The organism is Kitasatospora sp. NPDC089797, assembly GCF_040684795.1.
Classification (GTDB): domain Bacteria; phylum Actinomycetota; class Actinomycetes; order Streptomycetales; family Streptomycetaceae; genus Kitasatospora.
On record NZ_JBFBGS010000027.1, the window covers coordinates 36,513 to 56,320 of the forward strand.

Annotated in this window: 17 protein-coding genes; 8 read left to right on the forward strand and 9 right to left on the reverse strand. The window is 73.4% G+C overall.

Annotated features, from left to right (window positions below):
• The first annotated feature begins 79 nt into the window (after positions 1-79).
• Positions 80-715 (forward strand): HAD hydrolase-like protein, encoded by a 636-nt coding sequence (locus tag AB0O91_RS22525; RefSeq protein ID WP_363435922.1) that lies wholly within the window; start codon positions 80-82, stop codon positions 713-715.
• On the opposite strand, the gene AB0O91_RS22530 is transcribed toward AB0O91_RS22525, so the two are convergent.
• Positions 712-948 carry a hypothetical protein gene (locus AB0O91_RS22530; protein WP_363435924.1) on the reverse strand — a complete coding sequence of 79 codons (237 nt, stop codon included), beginning with the start codon at positions 946-948 and terminating at the stop codon, positions 712-714. The genes AB0O91_RS22525 and AB0O91_RS22530 overlap by 4 nt on opposite strands.
• A 500-nt stretch (positions 949-1,448) precedes the next feature.
• On the opposite strand from AB0O91_RS22530, the gene AB0O91_RS22535 reads away from it, so the two are divergent.
• Positions 1,449-1,832 (forward strand): cold-shock protein, encoded by a 384-nt coding sequence (locus tag AB0O91_RS22535; RefSeq protein ID WP_363435926.1) that lies wholly within the window; start codon positions 1,449-1,451, stop codon positions 1,830-1,832.
• Between the two features lie 10 nt (positions 1,833-1,842).
• Here AB0O91_RS22535 and AB0O91_RS22540 read toward each other — a convergent pair whose 3' ends face one another.
• From AB0O91_RS22540 to AB0O91_RS22555, 4 genes are all read right to left on the reverse strand, one after another.
• Positions 1,843-2,694, reverse strand: coding sequence for a 1,4-dihydroxy-6-naphthoate synthase (locus AB0O91_RS22540; protein WP_363435928.1), 852 nt, complete (start codon positions 2,692-2,694; stop codon positions 1,843-1,845).
• On the reverse strand, positions 2,687-3,439 hold the full coding sequence (locus AB0O91_RS22545) for a futalosine hydrolase (protein WP_363435930.1): 753 nt from the start codon (positions 3,437-3,439) through the stop codon (positions 2,687-2,689). The genes AB0O91_RS22540 and AB0O91_RS22545 overlap by 8 nt, the downstream gene beginning before the upstream one ends.
• 10 nt (positions 3,440-3,449) lie before the next feature.
• The gene (locus AB0O91_RS22550; protein WP_363435931.1) at positions 3,450-3,980 is read right to left on the reverse strand and encodes a hypothetical protein; all 531 of its coding nucleotides are present in this window, start codon (positions 3,978-3,980) and stop codon (positions 3,450-3,452) included.
• Between the two features lie 94 nt (positions 3,981-4,074).
• Positions 4,075-5,412: an MFS transporter gene (locus tag AB0O91_RS22555; protein WP_363436045.1), complete on the reverse strand. Its 1,338-nt coding sequence runs from the start codon at positions 5,410-5,412 to the stop codon at positions 4,075-4,077.
• A 664-nt stretch (positions 5,413-6,076) separates the two neighbouring features.
• On the opposite strand from AB0O91_RS22555, the gene AB0O91_RS22560 reads away from it, so the two are divergent.
• On the forward strand, positions 6,077-6,958 hold the full coding sequence (locus AB0O91_RS22560) for a DUF3027 domain-containing protein (protein WP_363435933.1): 882 nt from the start codon (positions 6,077-6,079) through the stop codon (positions 6,956-6,958).
• A gap of 555 nt (positions 6,959-7,513) precedes the next feature.
• On the forward strand, positions 7,514-10,810 hold the full coding sequence (locus tag AB0O91_RS22565; RefSeq protein ID WP_363435935.1) for a molecular chaperone Hsp90: 3,297 nt from the start codon (positions 7,514-7,516) through the stop codon (positions 10,808-10,810).
• A gap of 30 nt (positions 10,811-10,840) precedes the next feature.
• Here AB0O91_RS22565 and AB0O91_RS22570 read toward each other — a convergent pair whose 3' ends face one another.
• The 3 genes from AB0O91_RS22570 to AB0O91_RS22580 all read right to left on the reverse strand — a co-directional run bounded on the left by AB0O91_RS22570 (position 10,841) and on the right by AB0O91_RS22580 (position 14,017).
• Entirely contained in the window at positions 10,841-11,050 is a 210-nt protein-coding gene (locus AB0O91_RS22570) for a hypothetical protein (RefSeq protein ID WP_363435937.1), read from the reverse strand.
• Between the two features lie 89 nt (positions 11,051-11,139).
• Complete coding sequence (locus tag AB0O91_RS22575; RefSeq protein WP_363435938.1) at positions 11,140-13,656, reverse strand: HAD-IC family P-type ATPase; 2,517 nt, start codon at positions 13,654-13,656, stop codon at positions 11,140-11,142.
• A gap of 52 nt (positions 13,657-13,708) precedes the next feature.
• Positions 13,709-14,017, reverse strand: a complete 309-nt coding sequence (locus AB0O91_RS22580) for a DUF2530 domain-containing protein (RefSeq protein ID WP_363435939.1) — start codon at positions 14,015-14,017, stop codon at positions 13,709-13,711.
• Between the two features lie 239 nt (positions 14,018-14,256).
• Between AB0O91_RS22580 and AB0O91_RS22585 the strand changes: the two genes are divergently transcribed.
• The 3 genes from AB0O91_RS22585 to AB0O91_RS22595 all read left to right on the forward strand — a co-directional run bounded on the left by AB0O91_RS22585 (position 14,257) and on the right by AB0O91_RS22595 (position 18,127).
• Positions 14,257-15,717 (forward strand): NCS2 family permease, encoded by a 1,461-nt coding sequence (locus AB0O91_RS22585; RefSeq protein WP_363435941.1) that lies wholly within the window; start codon positions 14,257-14,259, stop codon positions 15,715-15,717.
• A 633-nt stretch (positions 15,718-16,350) separates the two neighbouring features.
• A complete protein-coding gene (locus AB0O91_RS22590; RefSeq protein WP_363435943.1) occupies positions 16,351-16,782 on the forward strand; it encodes a hypothetical protein in 432 nt (143 codons plus the stop codon).
• 79 nt (positions 16,783-16,861) lie between these two features.
• Positions 16,862-18,127 (forward strand): VanZ family protein, encoded by a 1,266-nt coding sequence (locus tag AB0O91_RS22595; RefSeq protein ID WP_363435944.1) that lies wholly within the window; start codon positions 16,862-16,864, stop codon positions 18,125-18,127.
• Between the two features lie 8 nt (positions 18,128-18,135).
• On the opposite strand, the gene AB0O91_RS22600 is transcribed toward AB0O91_RS22595, so the two are convergent.
• Positions 18,136-18,585, reverse strand: coding sequence for a VOC family protein (locus AB0O91_RS22600; protein WP_363435945.1), 450 nt, complete (start codon positions 18,583-18,585; stop codon positions 18,136-18,138).
• Between the two features lie 131 nt (positions 18,586-18,716).
• Here AB0O91_RS22600 and AB0O91_RS22605 point away from each other — a divergent pair, with 131 nt between their 5' ends.
• Entirely contained in the window at positions 18,717-19,640 is a 924-nt protein-coding gene (locus AB0O91_RS22605) for a DUF4231 domain-containing protein (RefSeq protein WP_363435947.1), read from the forward strand.
• The last annotated feature ends 168 nt before the right edge of the window (positions 19,641-19,808 follow it).

Genomic DNA, 19,808 nt, shown 5'->3' on the forward strand with positions numbered 1-19,808 from the left:
TCAGGCAAACCTAAGTTCCGGCTCGGAGGCGGGGCAAATCGCCTCGTCCGCGCCGCGGCCCGTTGGGTAGCCTGGCGGCATGCCCGCGACTCCGCCCGCCCCGCTCACCGTCGGCTTCGACCTCGACATGACGCTGCTGGACACCAGGCCCGGCATCCGCGCCACCTACCAGGCGCTGTCCGCCGAGACCGGCACCTACGTCGACGCCGACCTGGTGGTCACCCGGCTCGGCCCGCCGCTGCTGGACGAGATCCGCAACTGGTTCCCGGCGGACGAGGCGGAGCGGGCCGTGAACCGCTACCGCGAGCTCTACCGCGAGCACGCCTTCGCCCCGACCGTGCCGCTGCCCGGCGCCCACGCCGCCGTCGAGGCGGTCCGCGCCCGCGGCGGCCGGATCGCGGTGATCACCGGCAAGTACGAGCCCAACGCCCGGCTCCACCTGGAGCACGCCGGGCTCACGGCGGACGCCGTGATCGGCGACCTGTGGGCGGAGAGCAAGGGCGAGGCCCTGCGCGCCCACGGCGCCAGCATCTACGTCGGCGACCACCTCGGCGACATCGTGGGCGCCCGGCACGCGGACGCCGTCGCGGTCGCCGTGGCCACCGGCCCGTACGACGCCGACGAACTGCGCGGGGCCGGGGCGGACGTCGTGCTGGCCGACCTCACCGGCTTCCCGGAGTGGCTCGACCGGCACCTCGCCGCCCAGGGGGCCTAGACCTGCGGCTCGACCCGGCGGCGCTGGGCCCGGGCGTTCAGGAACAGCCCGGTCAGCGCGGACAGGAACCCGGCCGGCATCAGCATGCTCAGCCAGTACATGGCCGTCGGCAGCGGCGTCAGGTGCAGGAACAGCGGGACGAAGGTGACCAGGGTGGCGAGCGCGCCCAGGGCGAAGACGACCGTCCCGGCCTTGACGTACACGTCGCCGGGTTCGGCGCTCTGGCTGCTCACGGCCGCTCACTCCTCGGTGCTGCGCCGGGCGGCCCCGCGCGGGCCCCGGTCTGCGGCACCCAGTCTGGCAGAACGCCCGCCGGGGCGGCCCACCGGAGCCGCCCGGTCACGTTGCGCAGTTTCCCGGCAGCGATGCGTTTTGATCCCTGCTGAGCGGGGGTATGCACGGGGTGCCGAGGGGCGCCACCAGGGCGTCCCGTGTCCTCAGACCCGGGGGTGTGAGCCGATGGACTGCGCCGAACCGCGCCCCGGCCGTGCCAGTACCGGGTCGCCGGCGCCCGTGAGATCCCCGCGCTCCCGTCGCCCCGAGCGGGCCTCGGAGCGCGGACCCATCGCGGAACGCCGATGAGGCAGTGACGGACCGTTAGTCTGCTCCTGACAACGCGCCGGCCGAGTGCGCCCACGGGCGCCGAGCCGAGGCCGGCCGTCTTCTTCCCACCCCACCCAGTGATCCCCGGCCAGGGCCGGGATCCCTCACACCCCTCCGAGGACTGTTCGAGATGCCCACCGGCCAGGTCAAGTGGTTCAACGAGACGAAGGGCTTCGGCTTCCTGTCGCGCGACGACGGTGGCGACGTCTTCGTCCACACCAAGGCGCTGCCCGCCGGTGTCACCGTGCTGAAGCCCGGCCAGCGGGTCGAGTTCGGCGTGGTCGCCGGCCATCGCGGGGACCAGGCGATGTCCGTGCAGCTGCTGGACGCACTGCCGTCGGTGGCCGCCGCCCAACGCCGGAGCGCCGACGACATGGCGCCGATCGTCCAGGACCTGATCACCACCCTGGACGCGGTGCTGCCCGGCCTCCAGCGCGGTCGCTACCCGGCCAAGCCGACCGGCCAGAAGCTGGCCGGCCTGCTGCGCGCCGTGGCCGACCAGTTCGACGTCTGAGCCCCCGGCTCTAGAACGCGAGCGCACCCGGGTCGAGCGGGGGCACCAGCCCCTCCGCGGCGGCCCGGGTGAGCAGCGCGTGGACGGCCCGGTAGCCCTCCTCGCCGAGGTCCGCGGTGAACTCGTTGACGTACAGCCCGATGTGCTGGTCGGCGACGGCCGGGTCCATCTCCTGGGCGTGCGCCAGCACGTACGCGCGGCTGGCCGCCGGGTCGGCCCAGGCCTGCCGGACGGAGGCGCGGATGGTGTCGGCCAGTTCGCGCAGCCGCTCGGCGCCCAGCGAGCGCCGGGCGACGATGGCGCCCAGCGGGATCGGCAGGCCGGTCTCCCGCTCCCAGGCCTCGCCCATGTCCGCCAGGCTGTGCAGGCCGTACTGCCGGTACGTGAAGCGGGCCTCGTGGATGACCAGACCGGCGTCCACCCGGCCGTCCCGGACGGCGGGCATGATCTCGTGGAACGGCAGGACGACGATCTCGCCGAAGCCGCCCGGCACCGCCTTCGCCGCCCAGAGCCGGAACAGCAGGTAGGCCGTGGAGCGCTCGGAGGGCACCGCGACGGTCTTCCCGGCGAGGTCCGCGGCGGACTCGGTGCCCGGCCGGGTGAGCACCAGCGGGCCGCAGCCGCGCCCCAGCGCGCCGCCGCAGGGCAGCAGGGCGTACTCCGCCAGGACCCACGGCAGCGCGCCGTAGCTGATCTTCAGCACGTCCAGCTCGCCGCGCTCGGCCAGGCCGTTGGTGATGTCGATGTCGGCGAAGGTCACCTCGGGGGCGTCCGCCCCCGGGACCTCACCGTGTGCCCAGGCGTGGAACACGAAGGTGTCGTTCGGGCAGGGCGAGTACGCGATGCTCAGCCGTTCAGCCACGGCCGGCCTCCTCGATCAGTTCTCGGACGGGCAGGGCGGCGAAGGCCCGCCCCAGGGCGGCCAGCGCCTCGCCGATCCGCCAGGCGGCCCGGTCGCGCGGGCCCACCGGATTGGACACGGTGCGCAGTTCGAAGGCGGGCACGCCGAAGCGGGCGGCGGCCTCGGCCACGCCGAAGCCCTCCATCGCCTCGGCCGCGGCGCCCGGGTGACGGGAGGCCAGCTCGGCGGCCCGCTCGGCGCTGCCGGTGACGGTGGAGACGGTCAGCACCGGGCCGGTCACGGCCTCGACGGAGTGCGCCGCCAGGGCCCGCGCGGCCAGCGCGACCAGGCCCGGGGGTGGGGTGTGCCGGGCGGTGCCGAAGCCCAGCTCGGTGACGTCGGCGAAGCCCTCGGGGGTCTCGGCGCCGAGGTCGGCGGCCACGATCGCCCCGGCCAGCACGGTGGCGCCGACCGGCGCGTGCGGGGCGAAGCCGCCGGCGATCCCGGCGGAGGCGACCAGGCCGTACCGGTGGGACGCCAGGGCGGCGGCGGTGCCGGCCGCGGCGGCGGCGGGGCCGACCCCGGCGGCCAGCACGTCCACCGGCGCGCCCGCGCAGCGGTGCAGCGTGCCGCCGGGCAGCGGCAGGTCGGCAGCGCCCTCCGGGAGGCCGCGCAGCACCGCCTCGGCCTCGGCGGGCACCGCGACGACGACGAGCAGCCGGGCCCCGGACGGGCCCGGCTGCTCCTCGGCGACGTGCGCGCTCATCGCGGGAGCGTCAGCTGTCCTTGGAGTTCATCTGGAAGTACCAGACGGCGATCGGGCTCTCCGACTTCTTGTCGATCTCGACCACCGTCACCACGGTCTTGCCGCTGGAGTTCAGCAGCTTGCTCGCGGACTGGGAGCCGGAGTAGGTCGGGCCCTTGGCGTACGAGAACAGGCTGGTCTGCCCGCCCTGGCTGGAGGAGCCGCCGTTGGTGGAGGCCCACCAGCCGGTCTCGGCGACGTTCGGGCTGACGCCGACGCCGATCCGGTCGCTCGACCGCACGTCGGACTGCGGCAGGCTGCCGTTCGCCAGGGCCTGGTTGGCCTGGTCCCGGCACTTGTCCTGCTGGTCGTCGGTCAGCGGGCTGCCGTCGTTCCAGCACAGCGGGTCCGCGACGACCGAGGTGGTGCCGACCGTCAGGGTGGCCCGGTGGGAGCTGTGCTCGGTCTGTCCGGCGGCGATCGCGACGGAGGTGCCCACCGTGGCGGCGCCGACCACGACGACGGCGCCGAGGGCGGCGATGACACGGGTATTGAGGCTCATGGAGCAGAATCTACCGGGCCCGGCCGATCACGCTACGCGGGGGTCGGCCACCGCGTGTTGCCACGGCATCCGGTTCGGGCCGGTTCAGGTGGGTTCAGGCCACCCGGGGAGCGGCCGGGTGCCGCCGCAGGCCCAGCCGCAGCAGTGAGTGGACCGTCCACAGCAGCACCAGGCCGACCACCCCGGCGGCGATCGACAGGCCCAGCACCCCGTTCAGCGGGAGCACGATGCCGACCCCGCCGCCCGCCACCCAGGACATCTGCATCAGCGTCTCCGAGCGGGCGAACGCCGAGGTCCGGACCGCCTCCGGGACGTCCCGCTGGATCAGCGCGTCCAGTGCCAGCTTGCCCAGGGAGGCCGCCATCCCGGACACCCCGGCGACCAGGACCACCGTCACCACGCCGTACCAGAGCGCCGCCGCGGCCGTCACGCAGGTCGCCAGCAGCAGCATCGCGGTGACCGTCGCCTCCGGGCCGCGGGTTCGCAGCCAGGAGCCGAGCAGCGAGCCCAGCGCGTTGCCGGTGCCGGCCGCCAGCGCGACCAGGCCCAGCGCCAGGGTCGGCCGGAGGCCGCCGATCGGGTCGGTGCGCAGCAGGAAGGCCAGGAAGAAGACCAGGAAGCCGACCAGCCAGCGCATCCCCGCCATCGCCCGCAGCGCCAGCACCACCGAGGGGCCGACGGTGCGCAGCGAGGCCTTCACCTTCGGCGGCCGGTGGTGGATCAGGTGCGAGCCGTCGCCCTCGCCGGACACCTTGCCGGGCACCTCGCCGGGCACCTCGGCGTGCAGCACGGCCCGCTGCTCGCCCTTCGCCGAGTCGACCGTGTGCGGCAGGTGGAAGGCCATCAGGGTGCCGATCACGAACACCAGGAAGGCGCCGCGCAGCGGCCAGCCGGGCCCGATCAGGTGCAGCAGCCCGCCCACCGCGGCCGCCACTCCGGTGGCGAGCAGCCCGGCCAGGGTGACCCGGGAGTTCGCCTTCACCAGGGACAGCCGGCTCGGCAGCAGCCGGGGCACCACGACGCTGCGCACCACCCCGTACGCCTTGGAGGCCACCAGCACGCCCAGCGCCTCCGGGTAGAGCGCGATGCCGCCGCCGGAGATCACCCCGGCCATCGTCCAGGCCAGGACGGCCCGGGCCAGCATGGACATCGCCATGGCCGCCCGGCGGCCGTGCGGCAGCCGGTCGAGCAGCGGGCCGATCACCGGGGCCAGCAGGGCGAACGGGGCCATCGTGATCAGCAGGTAGAGGGCGACTCGGCCGCGGGCCTCACCGGTGGGAACGGAGAAGAAGATGGTGGAGGCCAGCGCGATCGTGATCAGCATGTCGCCGAAGGAGTTCAGCGCGTGCAGTTCGATCAGTTTCGCCAGGCCCGACTCGCCGGCGCCCTCGGCGGAGGTGGCGCGGCGGATCCGGCGGCCGGTGCCGTGCACCAGCTTGCCGGTGCGCAGACCGGCGGCGGAGGCGGTGCGGACCAGGAAGTTGCGGTGCGGTTCGGGGGCGTCCGCCGCGTCCGGACCGGCCTCGGCGTCCTGCCCGTCCTCCGCGACCCCGCCTGCGTCTCCTGCGTCCTCGCCGTCCGGGGGTGGGGGCGGGGCGGGGGCGTCCGCGGGCTCCGCCGGATCCCCGGCGGGGGCCTTGACCAGGTCCACGGCCGCGGACGCCCGGCCGCCGTCCACCGGCTGCGGTTCGCCCGCAGCGGGGACGGGAGGCTGCTGTCGCGGCGCGGCGTCCGCCTCGCCGGGGCCGACGGCCTGCGAGGCGCGCACTGCGTGCTGCGACGGGTCGTGGTCCGCCACAAGCCCATCCTGCCCCAGATTCGCCGTGGTGACGCGGGAATCGGCTCCCCTCGGCGCGGCCCCGGAAGGCTCGGCTCCGCCCCGGACTGTGCCGGGGCGCCGACCGGCGGGTAGCCTGCCCCAGGGCCCGCGCGCCGGGGTGCCGGGGCGTCGGCAGGCCGGACGAGCGGCGCGGTCGGTACCCGCGGCGGCCCCGGGTCGCGCAGAATGGACGAGGGACTACCGAGCCGCGACGGAGAAGGCAACACGCCGTGGGCGACAGAAGAACTGGGAGAGAATCGACGCCGTGAGTGCTGCGATGCGAAGCCGTACCCCCGACCGGCTCTGTGCCGAGGCCGTCGAACTCGCCCGTCAGGCTGCCGAGGAGGCGGTCGGGCCGGAGGCGGTCGGGCCGCACCTGGGTGTGCAGGCGGACGCCGACCGCGTCGTCACCCACAGCTTCGAGTGCCTGGACGCGGCCTACCGCGGCTGGCACTGGGCGGTCACCGTCGCCCGCGCCCCGCGCGCGAAGAACGTCACGCTGGACGAGGTCGTGCTGCTGCCCGGCTCCGACGCGGTGCTGGCGCCGGAGTGGGTGCCGTGGAGCGAGCGGCTGCGCCCGGGCGACATGGGCCCCGGCGACCTGCTGCCCACCGGGGCCGACGACGCGCGCCTGGAGCCCGGCTGGACCGGCGACGACGAGCCCGCGCCGAACTCCGCGGTCGCCCTCGCGGCCGAGGAGGACGTGCTGGTCAGCGACCCGCACGTGCAGCCCGCCCCGGCCCGCGCCCAGATCAACGCGGTCGCCGAGGAACTCGGCCTGGGCCGCAGCCGGGTGCTGTCCCGGCTCGGCCTGCACCTGGCCGCCGACCGCTGGGAGAAGGCGCACGGCCCGCAGACCCCGATGGCCCAGGCCGCCCCGGCGGCGTGCGGCAGCTGCGGCTTCCTGATCCCGATCGGCGGCTCGCTCGGACAGGCCTTCGGCGTGTGCGGCAACGAGTTCGGTCCGGCCGACGGCCAGATCGTCTCCTTCGCGTACGGCTGCGGCGGGCACTCCGAGGCCGCCGTCATCCCGGCCCCGCCGGCGCCGTCCGAACTGATCCTGGACGAGCTGGTGGTCGAGCCGCTGCAGCTGCACCCGGACCGCGCCTCCGGCTCGGTCGAGCCGGACGCCCCGGCGGAGGAGCTCGGCCACTCCTGAGTCCCCGTCGTCGTCGCCCGCGGCCCGTCCCACTGAACCGGTGGGGCGGGCCGCGGCGTTCAACCGGACAGGGGGGTTCCGCCAGCCGCGGGGCCCCGGCCTCCTGCCGTCCGTGGGGACCCCCAGCCCACGGACGGCAGCCTGGGGTGCCGTCGGACCTGCCTGTGGGGTGCCGGCCGGCGGCACCCCGCCCCCGCCCGGTGCACTCCCCCCGGGCGGTGGGAGCGCCGGACCGGGCGGTCGGGAGCCGATCGCTGACGGGCGGTCGGCCGTGGACGGCCCGGGGCCGGGGCGGGGCGTCGGCCGGCCCGGTGGGGCGCCGGCCGACGGCCCCGTCGCTTCCGCCCGCGGCCCGTCACTTCCGTCCACCGCGCTTCGCTTCCGTCCACCGTGCGTCGCGGTCGGTCGGGCCGCTCGCCGGCGGGTGTTCGGCCGTGGATTCCCCGGGCCGGGGCCGGGCTCCGGCACCGGGGGAGCGGGCCGTGGTCCGGAGCAGTCGGTGGGGCAGGGAAGAATGCCCTACGACGTACAGGGCGGCGGAAGGCGGCAGGTCCCGTGGAACCTCGGATCATCGGCAGCGGCACGGACGAGCACCTCGCGGACCCGTTCGGGAGCGCCGCGCTGCGCCGGCGGGTGCTGGACGCCTGGGCCGCCTCGCCGGCCCGGTTCCGGGAGGACGCCAACGCCGAGGAGGAGTTGGCGCTCGGCGGCTACCGCGACCGCCTGGTGGTCGAGTTGGCGCAGAACGCGGCCGACGCGGCGGTCCGGGCCGGGCGCGGGCCCGGGCGGCTGCGGCTGACCCTGGCCGACGGCGTGCTGGCCGCCGCCAACACCGGTGCCCCGCTGGACGCGGCGGCCGTCGAGTCGCTGTCCACCCTGCGGGCCTCCTCCAAGCGCGGTGAGGAGCCCGCGGTCGGCCGGTTCGGCGTCGGCTTCGCGGCCGTCCTCGCCGTGACGGACGAGCCCGCCGTGCTCGGGGCCGCGGGCGGGGTGCGCTGGTCGCTGGGCGAGGCCCGCTCGCTCGCCGAGGCACAGCCCGCGCTGGCCGACGAGCTGCGCCGCCGGGACGGCCACGTGCCGCTGCTGCGGCTCCCGTTCGCGGCCGAGGGCCCGGCGCCCGCCGGCTACGACACCGTGGTCGTGCTGCCGCTGCGGGACGCCGCGGCCGAGGACCTGACCCGCCGACTGCTGACCGGCATCGACGACGCCCTGCTGCTCACCCTGCCGGGCCTGGCCGAGGTCGTGGTGGAGACCCCGGAGGGCACCCGGACGCTCACCCGCAGCGCCGCCGAGCCGCGCCCGGACGGCGTCACCGAGGTCACCGTCACCGACGACGGGGACGGGCGGCCGCGGCGCACGCTCTGGCAGACCGCCGGAGCCACCGGCCGGCTGGACGCCGGACTGCTCGCCGACCGGCCCACCGAGGAGCGCTCCCGCCCGTACTGGACGGTGACCTGGGCCGTCCCGGTCGAGGAGGACGGGACCCCGCAGCGGCCCGCCATCGCGCCGGTGCTGCACGCGCCCACCCCCAGCGACGAGCCGATCGGCCTGCCCGCGCTGCTGATCGCCTCCTACCCGCTGGACCCCACCCGCCGGCACATCGCCCCCGGCCCGCTGGCCGACTTCCTCACCGAGCGGGCCGCCGACAGCTACACCGAGCTGCTGCGGGCCCGCGGCGCGGACCTCGGCTCGCTCGGCCTCGTCCCCGGTCCGCTCGGGCAGGGCGCGCTGGACAACGCGCTGCGCGCCGCGGTGCTGTCCCGGCTGCCCGGCACGCCGTTCCTGCCGCACCCCGGCGGGGTCGAGGAGGGCACGCCCGCGCTGCGGCCGCGGGACGCCACCCTGCTGGAGGGCGCGGACGGCTCGGTGGTGGAGGCGCTCGTGCCGATCTTCCCCGGGCTGCTGCCGGCCGGCCTGGAGCGCCGCACCGAGCTGCGGGTGCTGAACGTGCGCCGGGTGCCGCTGGCCGAGGTGGTGGACCAGCTCGGCGGCCTGGACCGGGATCCGGCCTGGTGGCGCAACCTGTACGCGGCGCTCGGCGCGGCGGACCCGGAGGCGCTCGGCGCGCTGCCGGTGCCGCTCGCCGACGGGCGGACGGTCACCGGGCCGCGGCGGGTCCTGCTGCCCTCCGAGGACGCCGACTGGGCGGCCTTCCCCGGCTACCCCGAGTCGCTGGCCGGGGCGCTCGCCGCGCTCGACCTGCGCCTGGCCCACCCGGAGGCGGCCCACCCGCTGCTCGCCAAGCTGGGGGCCGGCACCGCCACCCCGGCGGGCGTCCTGGACACCCCCGAGGTACGGGCCGCGGTGGCCCGTTCGTACGAGCTGGCCGACGACGACCTGGACGCCGCGCTGGAACTGGCCGACGCCGTACTGGCGTTGGTGAAGGCGGCCGGCCCGTCGGCGGGCGAGCACCCCTGGCTGGCCCGGCTGGCGCTGCTGGACGACGAGGGCGAGCCCGCCCGGGCGGGTGAACTGGTGCTGCCCGGCAGCCCGTTCGCCGCGCTCGCGCGCGAGGAGGACGCCGGCTGGGTGGACGACGAGCTGCTGGAGCGCTGGGGCCCCGAGGTGCTCGCGGCCGTCGGCGTGCTGGCCGACTTCGTGCTGGTGCGGGCCGAGGACGTGGTGCTCGACCCGGACGACCTAGAGCGGCTCGACCCGACCGTCCCCGCCGACCGGGCCGCCGGCGGCCACCCCACCGGGCTGCTGGACGAGGCGCCGGACGGCCTCGCCGAGTGGGCCGAGGACGCGCTGGAGGCGCTGCAGGCCGACGAGGCGGTGGGCGTCCCGCCTGTGGCCGCCGAGCTGCTGGCCGTCCGGGACCTCGACCTGGTGGACGACGACGCCTGGCCGGAGGCGCTGGCCGCGCTGGCCCGCCCGCCGTACCGGGACGCCGTGGTCAACCCGGTGCGCACCCTGCTGCCCGACGGCACCTACGCCGACCTGCCGCCGTACACCGCCTGGTGGCTGCGGGACCACCCGGTGCTGGGCGGCCGCGAGCCGGCCGGGCTGCGCGCCGCCGGGGCCGACCCGCTGCTGCGCGGCCTGTACGACGAGGCGCGGACCGGCCTGGACGAGCAGTTCCTGCACGCCCTCGGGGTGCGCACCACGCTGGCCGCGCTGCTCGCCGAGGTGCACGGCCCGGACGAGGTGCTGGACCGGCTGACCGACCCGGCCGCCGAGGTCGGGCACCGCCAACTGCACGGGATCCACAGTGCGTTGGCCCGGATCGACCGGGAGCGGATCGAACCGCTGGACGTGGTGCGGGCGGTGCCGCCGCTGGACCCGTCCACCGGGCGCCGCCCGGACCACACGGTGGTGGTGGACGCCACCGAGGCGGTCGTCGCCGACGCCCCCGACCTGGTCCAGCTGCTGCACCCGTACCCGCTGCTGCCGGTCGCCCCGGCGCTCGCGGCGGACCTCGCCGAGCGGCTGCACGTGTCGCTGGCCAGCGAGGTGGCGGGCGGCCGAGTGCTCTCCGAGGGCGTGCTGCACCGGGTCCCGGCGGTGGTGCGGGAGTTGCTGCCCGGCTGCCCGGTCGCCTACGAGGAGCACGAGGACCTGCTGGTGGTCGGCCCGGACGGCGGCGAGGCCGCGGTCGACTGGCGGTGGGACCGCGAGGCGGATGCCCCGGAGCCGCCGTACGACCCCGACCTGGCCGAAGCCGCCGACGAGGACGACGAGTTCGACGTCCCGCCGGTGCCCGGGCTGCTGCACGCGGCCACCCCGGAGGGTCTGGCGGCCGGGCTCGCCTGGTCGGTCGGGCAGTGGCACCGGCGGTTCGAGGTGCTGGCCGCGCTCAGCGAGCCGGACCGGGCCTACGAGCTGTCCGCGGCCCGGGACTTCGAGGGGTAGGCCGGGAGGCGCGGGCCCGGCTCCGCCGGGTCACCTGCTGCGCGGCTTGAGCCGCAGGTAGACGGTGGTGGTGACGGTCAGCCAGACCGCGCCGAGCGTCACCAGCGCCGCCGACCTCAGCGTCGGCGTCGGCCGGACGGTCAGGCCGACGCCCGCCATCACCAGCGCCGTCAGACCGGCCGCCAGCAGCCCGCCCAGGAAGGCGGTGAACGCCTCCAGATCCCCGTCCCTGCGCGCCATGCGGCACCCCCTCGTCTCGGGGGCCATGCTAGGGCGTGTCTGGCAATTCCCGCCGGGCGCGCCGCGCGGGGCGGGAGCCCGGGCCGGGGTCACTCCATGCCGCGGCGCTTCATCCAGCCCCAGGTGACCTCCAGCGCGATGCCGCAGAGCACCGCGATGCCGACGCCGATCCACGGGTCGCGCAGGCCCACCAGCCGGAGCTGGAAGAAGTCGGACAGCGGCGGGACCAGCAGCACCAGCGCGAACGCGGCGCCCATGGTGCCGATCAGCAGCAGGCGCCACCAGTTGTACGGGCGGGCGACGATGGCGAGCACCCAGATGGCGATCAGGAACAGCGTCAGGGTGGCCACGCTGGTGTCGGCCTTGAGGTCGGTGGCGTGGTCGGCCCGGGCGAGCGAGTAGGCGATGAAGGTGCCGGTGCCGGCGATCGCTCCGCCGGGGATCGCCAGCCGCAGCACGCGCTTCACGAAGCCGGTGCGGGCCCGTTCGTTGTTGGGGGCGAGGGCGAGGAAGAAGGCCGGCACGCCGATGGTGAGGGTGGAGAGCACGGTGGAGTGCCGGGGCAGGAACGGGTACGGCGAGTGGGTGAAGATCACCAGGAGTGCCAGCAGCACCGAGTAGACCGTCTTGACCAGGAACAGGCCGGCCACCCGCTCGATGTTGCCGATCACCCGGCGGCCCTCGGCGACCACCGAGGGCAGGGTCGCGAAGGAGTCGTTCAGCAGCACGATCTGGGCGACCGCCTTGGTGGCGTCCGAGCCGGTGCCCATCGCCACGCCGATGTCGGCGTCCTTGAGCGCGAGCACGTCGTTCACGCCGTCGCCGGTCATCGCCACCGTGTGGCCGCGCGACTGCAGCGCCCCGACCAGCTGGCGCTTCTGCTGCGGGGTGACCCGGCCGAAGACGCTGGTCCGGTCGGCGGTGTCGGCGAGCTGCTCCGGGTCCTGGGGCAGGGTGCGGGCGTCCAGCGGGTGGTCCGCGCCGGGCAGCCCGAGGTGGGCGGCCACCGCGCCGACCGAGACCGCCGCGTCGCCGGAGATCACCTTCGCCCGGACGTTCTGCCCCTCGAAGTAGCGCAGGGTCTCGGCCGCGTCCGCGCGCAGCCGCTGCTGGAGCACCACCAGGGCGAGCGGGGTGAGGTCGGCGGCCGGGTCGGGGGAGTCCAGCGGGACGGGCGTGCGGCCGAGCAGCAGCACCCGCAGGCCCTGGGCGCCCAGTTCGTCCACCTCGGCGAGCGCCGGATGCCCGGCGGGCAGCAGGACGTCGGGGGCGCCGAGCAGCCAGCTGGCCTCGCCGCCCTGGGGCTCCAGCAGCTGGACGCCGCTCCACTTGCGGGCGGAGGAGAAGGGCATCGCCTCGATCACCCGCCAGCCGTCGCCGGAGGAGGAGCCGCCGGAGGAGGAGCCGTCGCCGTGCGGGCCGTCGCCGTGCGGGGAGCCGTCGTCGGGCCGGCCGTCGCCGCGTCCGTAGGCGTCGATCACGGCCTGCATGGACGGGTTGGGGCGGGCGTCGGCCCCGGCCATCACGGCGAGCGCCTGCTGGACGGTCTCCTTGTCGACCGGGGCGGACCCGCCGTCGGAGAGGACCCGCAGGTCGATCACGTCCATCCCGCCCTCGGTGAGGGTGCCGGTCTTGTCCAGGCAGACGGTGTCCACCCGGGCCAGGCCCTCGATCGCCGGGAGCTCCTGGACCAGGCACTGCTGGCGGCCCAGCCGGATCACCCCGATGGCGAAGGCCACCGAGGTCAGCAGCACCAGGCCCTCGGGGACCATCGGCACGATTCCCGCCACCATCCGGCGGACGGCCTCGCGCCAGTCGCGGCCCTCGACCGCCAGCTGGCTGATGATCAGGCCGATCGCGGTGGGGATCAGCAGGTAGGTGATGAACCGCAGGATGCTGTTGATGCCGCTGCGCAGCTCCGACTTCACCAGGGTGAACTTGCTGGCCTCCTCGGCCAGCTGCGCGGCGTAGGCCTCCCGGCCGACCCGGGTGGCGGTGAACGCGCCGGCGCCGGCCACCACGAAGCTGCCGGACATCACCTGGTCGCCGGGCTGCTTGAGGACGGGGTCGGGCTCGCCGGTGAGCAGTGACTCGTCGATCTCCAGGCCCTCGGCCTCGGTGACCTCGCCGTCCACGATCACCTTGTCGCCGATGCCCAGCAGCACGGTGTCGTCGAGGACGATCTCGGAGACGGCGATCTGCTGGACGGCGCCGTCCCGGCGGACCTGCGGCCTGGCCTCGCCGATCAGGGCGAGGCTGTCCAGGGTCTTCTTGGCGCGCAGCTCCTGGATGATGCCGATCGCCGTGTTGGCCACGATGACCAGGCCGAACAGGCCGTCCTGGAGCGGTCCGACGATCAGGATGATCCCGAACATGATGCCGATGATGGCGTTGAAGCGGGTGAAGACGTTGGCCCGGACGATCTCCCGGGTGGAGCGGCTGGACCGGACCGGGACGTCGTTGACCCGTCCGCTCGCCACCCGCTCGGCCACCTCGGCGGTGGTCAGGCCGCCGCGCCGGCCGGGCAGCAGCCCGAGCGGGTGCGCGCCGTCCGGGCGGTCTGCGTCGGTCGGCTGCTCTTCCGCGGGCTGGGCAGGCTGCGTCATGGCACCGACTCTACGGGCGCCTTATGTCCGGTGCGTGCTACTAAAGGACTATTCAGTCCGACCGGGTGGCCGGGTTCTGGCCGTCGTCCCCGGCGGCGCGCTGCGCGGCCTCGGCCTCGGCGGCGCGGCTGCGGGCGATCGCGTCCCGGCGGGCACGGCAGTACCAGAGGCCGATCAAGCCGAGCAGGCCGCCGGAGAGGCAGATCCACGGCCAGGTGCCGTGGTCGTGCTCGGAGAGGGTGCCCTGGAAGGGGAGCAGGGCCAGGAAGGCGACGAACCACAGCACCGTGCCGCCGCCGACGATGGCGACGTCATTGGCCTCCAGCGGAGGGGGCGAGGGGTGCAGCGGCGTCTTGGGCATGGGGCCTAGCGTACGGTGCGCGGGGGTCCGGTGGGGAGCAGGTGGGGGGCCTGTGGGCGGCTCGGGGGCGGCGTGCCGGTGGCCCGTGGGCGGCGCTCCGGCGGCCACGTGGGTGGTGTGTGCTCTACGCGCGAAGATAGCGCGTGTGCGATCGGGAAACCATACTTAAAGCCCTGCGCCCGGCCACCGTCGTCCCGGGTGCCACCCTCCTCCTCAGCTCCCCCACAGAGGACGCCCGCATGCCTGTGGTCCAGTCGACCACCGAGTCGCCCGAACCCGCTCCCAGCGCGCCCACGCCCCCCTCCGGCGCCCTGGACCGTTACTTCAAGATCAGCGAGCGCGGCTCCACCCTGCCGCGCGAGATCCGCGGCGGTGTCGCCACCTTCTTCACCATGGCGTACATCCTGGTGCTGAACCCGATCATCCTGGCCAGCGCCACGGACATGACCGGGGCCCACCTGGACAGCGCCCAGTTGGTCACCGCCACCGCCCTGACCGCGGGCCTCACCACCCTGCTGATGGGCGTGATCGGCAACGTGCCGATCGGCCTGGCGGCCGGCCTCGGCGTCAACACCATCGTGGCGCTCCAGCTCGCGCCCAAGATGACCTGGCCGGACGCCATGGGCATGGTGGTGCTGGCCGGCTTCGCGATCATGCTGCTGGTCGCCACCGGCCTGCGCGAGCGGGTCATGAACGCCGTGCCGCTCGGCCTGCGCAAGGCCATCGCGATCGGCATCGGCCTGTTCATCAGCCTGGTCGGCCTGGTCGACTCCGGCTTCGTCAGCCGCATCCCGGACGCCGCCCACACCACCGTCCCGCTGCAGCTCGGCGGCAACGGCCACCTGCTCGGCTTCCCGGTGCTGGTCTTCGTGTTCGGCCTGCTGCTGACCCTGATCCTGGTGATCCGCAAGGTGCCCGGCGCGATCCTGATCAGCATCGCGGCCTCCACCGCGCTCGCCGTGCTGATCGACACGTTCGCCGACGTCCCGGCGCTCAAGTGGGGCCTCACCGTCCCCGCCTGGCCCGGCAACCCGGTCGCCGCCCCGGACTTCGGGCTGGTCGGGAAGGTCAGCCTGTTCGGCGGCTTCGACAAGGTCGGCGTGCTGACCGGCGCGCTCTTCGTCTTCACCGTGCTGATGTCCTGCTTCTTCGACGCGATGGGCACCATCCTGGGCGTCGCCGACGAGGCCCACCTGCTGGACGAGAAGGGCGACCTGCCGGGCATCAACCGGATCCTGATGGTCGACGGCATCGCCACCGCGGCCGGCGGCGCCACCTCCGCCTCGGCCAACACCTGCTTCGTCGAGTCCACGGCCGGCGTCGGCGAGGGCGCCCGTACCGGCTTCGCCTCGATCGTCACCGGCCTGCTCTTCGTGGTGGCGCTCTTCCTCACCCCGCTCGCCACCATGGTCCCCGCCCAGGCCGCCACCCCGGCCCTGGTCACGGTCGGCTTCCTGATCCTGGCCAACTCGATCAAGGAGATCGACTGGGCGGACTACACCATCGCGATCCCGGCCTTCCTGACCATCGTGATGATGCCGTTCACGTACAGCATCACCAACGGCATCGGCTTCGGCTTCGTCGCCTTCTGCGTGCTGCGCCTGGCCGCGGGCCGCGGCCGCTCGGTGCCGGTCCCGATGTACGTGGTGGCGACGGTGTTCGCCTTCTACTACCTGATGCCGGCCTTCGGTCTGCTCTGACCGGATCGCTCGCGCTGCAACGAATCGAGCCCTCTCCCATGACCGGGAGAGGGCTCGATTCGTTCGGGTAGGGCTCTTCTGCCCGGTGGGGCTCGGCGAGCCTTCGGGTGCGGGCAGCGGCTGTCAGCCGCCCCGATGAGCGACAGGTGTTGCGGACCCGCTGGCCGGACTGAGCGAGGCGGAGCTGTTCCGCCGGATCTTCGGCCGCGACCCCGACGGGAGCGAGGCTGCGCAGTAGGGCTCTGACCTGATCAGGGGCAACTGAAGACGTGCCGGAACGGCACAGAGAGGTAGTAGAGGTCCATGGGATGAGGGCATTCCCCTGGAAGGCCCCCGTGACCTCGGGCAATTGGAGAATCCTCCCCATATGATCCAAACTTCCACTGCGTATGGTTGAGGCCTGCTAAAGTCTGGCATGTCGATTCGATCGAGGCCAATAGGGGCGGGAATCATTGAATCGCGCAAATGCTCCAATATGTGCAAAAATACCGGCTAGATCAGCGATAGCGGGGTCGTGCAGGCCGGTTTCAGGTCATCGAGTGCATGCAAACAGGCCATCGCCTTCGATTTCCCTTTGAGTATCCATGGCGCGTTGAAATGCTGCGTATACAACAAACGGGAAAGGTTGTATTCATGATCAAAAAAGCAGCGGTCGCTGCGGTGGTGGCCTTACTGCCCCTCGCAAGCGCCACATCGGCCGTGGCGGCTTCGCCGTCCACATTCGCCCCTTCTTCTGCCGACGGCTTCGGCGATCAGTGCGGCAATGGATCTCTGGACAATGGCATCATCACGTTCTGCGATTCGTATCGGGGTTCCACGGGAAGTCGGTCCTATCCGCGAATCTCGTACCAGAAGTGGGGCGGGGGTTCTGTAAAGATCCAGTTCTGGTTCCGCGACGACTACACCCACTGGGACAACGGCGCATTCGTTCAGAACGCCGGCGAAACCAAGGGGTTCGACTGGGGCGAGCAGTCGTACCCGTCGAACTGCAGCTCGATCCAGGGTGGTTTCTTCGACTGGGACAACAGGGTGAATTACGTCACTCGGACAGTGAATATCTGCTGACTCGAGTCCTTGGCCAGGCGGGGCAGGAGAAGCACTCCTGCCCCGCACGTCGCATTCTCGACAAAGGAACGGCGCTGCCATGTTCCGCTCGATCATTTCCTATGCAATTTCGGTGGACTTCATCCCTCTTGTCATTCCGCTCGCCTTGCCGGTCGCCGCCTTATCCTTCTGGCTTGCCAGAAGGAAAGTGCTCCCGGTCGCAGCTACCATCCTGTGGGGATTGGCTCTTCTCGCCGAGCTCGTCGTGACGATGCCATCGCTCACGCCCGGTGCGGCGCAGCGGGTCTGCAATGTCGGGGCTCCGGGATTCTTTCCATCGATCTTTGCCACGGCGCCCGGGCTGCTCAATATCGTCATGTATGTTCCGCTCGGTCTCTTCGGGGCGTTGGCATTTCGCAGGCCACTGGTCAATTTCGCGGCCTGTGTGAACCTGGCGGTGGCGACGGAGATATTCCAGGGAATCATGGCCAACGGTCGCGGCTGTGATGCGTCCACCATGGTGGCAAACTCTCTTGGGGCGCTTGTCGGCTCCGGAGCGGCGGTCGGCTGGCTGAGGTTCTCGAGGGCTCGCACCGGGCTCGACAGGCGCGATCTGGTACGAGGCTCGCTTGTGCTCACGGCGGGGATGGCCGTGCTTTCTGTTGTGCTGGTCAGCACCTTGCACGTTCTGACCGGGAGCGACTTCGTCAACAAGCGCAAGCCATCCGATCTCGCGCCGGTGCTCGGCGCGAGGCTGTTCGGTCAAGGGGTGCAGATCAAGGACGTCTCCCTGGCCAAGGACGGACTTTCCGTCACCTCAACGACGGATCGTGGAACCTTCACCTTCTCGTGGCCCACCAGCCAGTTGCTGTCCTTCGAATCGGCCGACATGCATGCCGAGCCGGGAAATCTGGCAGATGACGATCTGGCGAAGCGCGGGTCATCGTTCGCGCAGCAGTGGTGGCCCTATGCGATCAAGGACGCCACGCCCACTCTCCAGCCGGGGTCCGGTGAGATCCCCGCTCGTGTGTTCAATTACCGGAGAATTCGCGGCGGCATCCTGATGCCGCTCCGTATCGATATCACCATCGACGCGTCCGGGCGCGTTCTGTCGGCCGCCGCTTCAGATTTCATTGGGCCGGATCCCGACGGCCTTGCTCCGGTCGCCGTATCCATGGATGAAGCAAAACGTGGCGCCGAAATCGCCAATCCCGGAGAGAAGGCCGCGAATGCCTTCCTGCTGGTCAAGAAGGTCAACGATCAATGGCGTACGCTCTGGGCCGTGAACCTGTCCGGAGCCAAGGCCTTCGGCGTTTTTCTGGATGCGACCAGCGGAGAGATCGTGACGCCGGACAAGAGGCCCTGACGTCGCGGTCAGTGGACGCAGAACTCGTTGCCCTCCGGGTCGGTCATGACGGTCCAGGTGCCGCCGGGCTCGGCGACCTCGCGCAGGACGGTGGCGCCGAGGGTGCGGAGGCGGGCGACGGTGGTGGCGCGTTCGCCGGGGCCGGGGTGGAGGTCCAGGTGGAGGCGGTTCTTGGCGGGCCTGGGCTCCGGGACGGCCTGGAAGAGGAGGCGCCGGCCGAGGCCGGTGTCCGTGGCCGGGTCGTACGGGTCCTCGGGGTGGCGGACCGCGGCGAGGGTGCGCCAGGCGGGGTGGCCGTCGGTCTCGGTGAGGGCGTCCTGGGTGATCGTCCCGGCCTCCAGCAGGCGGGCGATCAGGGGGCCGTGGTCCTCGACCGTGTAGTCGAGGGCGGCGCCCCAGAAGGCGGCCTGGCGGTGCGGGTCGGCGCAGTCGATGACGGGTTTCCAGTGCAGCGGCATGTCGGCGGTTCTACCGGGCCGGACCGACAGCAGCGGTCGGAAGGTGCTGGGAAGGTGTCAAAAAGGCGCCGGTGTAGTGCAGTTGGCGGCGGGAATACTGCCTGGACGGAGATGGGGAGGGGACTCGACCGATGGTGCAACAGGATCCGCCCGGGGGAGTCGAGGCGCGACTGCTGCCGGAGCTGTTCTGGCAGGCGGACAAGGCCTCACTGGACGGACAGCGCGAGACGCTGCGCTGGCACCGCGGACTGATCGCCATGCTGGTGGTCGCCGCGCTGATCGGGTCGCTGCCCGGGCCGGACCACACCGGAGACAGCGATATCAAGCCACTGTTCTCGGTGGCCGCGTTCCTGGTCGCCGGCTACTTCTGGTCCCGGCTGCGCCGCAGCAACCCGCAGGGGCGGTGGTACGAGGCGCGGGCGGCGGCCGAGTCGGTGAAGACGCTGGCCTGGAAGTACAGCGTCCGGGCCCGGCCGTTCGGCGGCGAGGCCGAGTCGGCGGACGCCGACCGCGGCTACCTGCTCCAGCTCGAGGACGTGCTGCGGGCCTTCGAGGACCCGGAGATCGTGCCGCCCGGCACCGTCCCGGAGATCACCGACGAGATGCGTCGCGCCCGGGCCGACAGCCTGACCGCCCGGCGCACCCTCTACCTGCGCACCCGGGTCGAGGGCCAGCGGACCTGGTACCGCTCCCGGGCCGAGTCCTGCGAGTCGCAGGCGGTCTCCTGGGGCCTCGGCATCGCGACGCTGATCATCATCGGCGCGGCGGCGGCGATCGCCCAGGCGACCGGCGCGCTGGAGGTGCACATCTTCGGGGCGAGCTCGGCCGCGGCCGCCTCGATCATCGCCTGGACCCAGCTCAAGCAACTGCGCCCGCTGGCCGCCGCGTACCAGATGGCCGCGCGCGAGCTGGAGAACGTCGGAAACCAGCTCTCCGACCTCGACGTCAGGGGGCCGGACGCCGAGGAGCGGTGGGCCCGGCTGGCCGCCGAGGCGGAGGACGCGGTCTCCCGCGAGCACACCACCTGGCGGGCCCGCCGGGCCTTCCCGAGGTAGCGGTCGGGGCTCCGGAGGGTCCGGGGGCGGGCATCCGGGAGGGCGGTCCGCGGTGTCCGGCGCCAGGCCAACTCCGGGGAGGGGCTGGGGAGATCCGGCGAAGCGGGGCCACGCGGGGGCCACAGGTGTGCGGGGTGCGTGAGAGTGGAGCGCCGAGCCACGGAACGT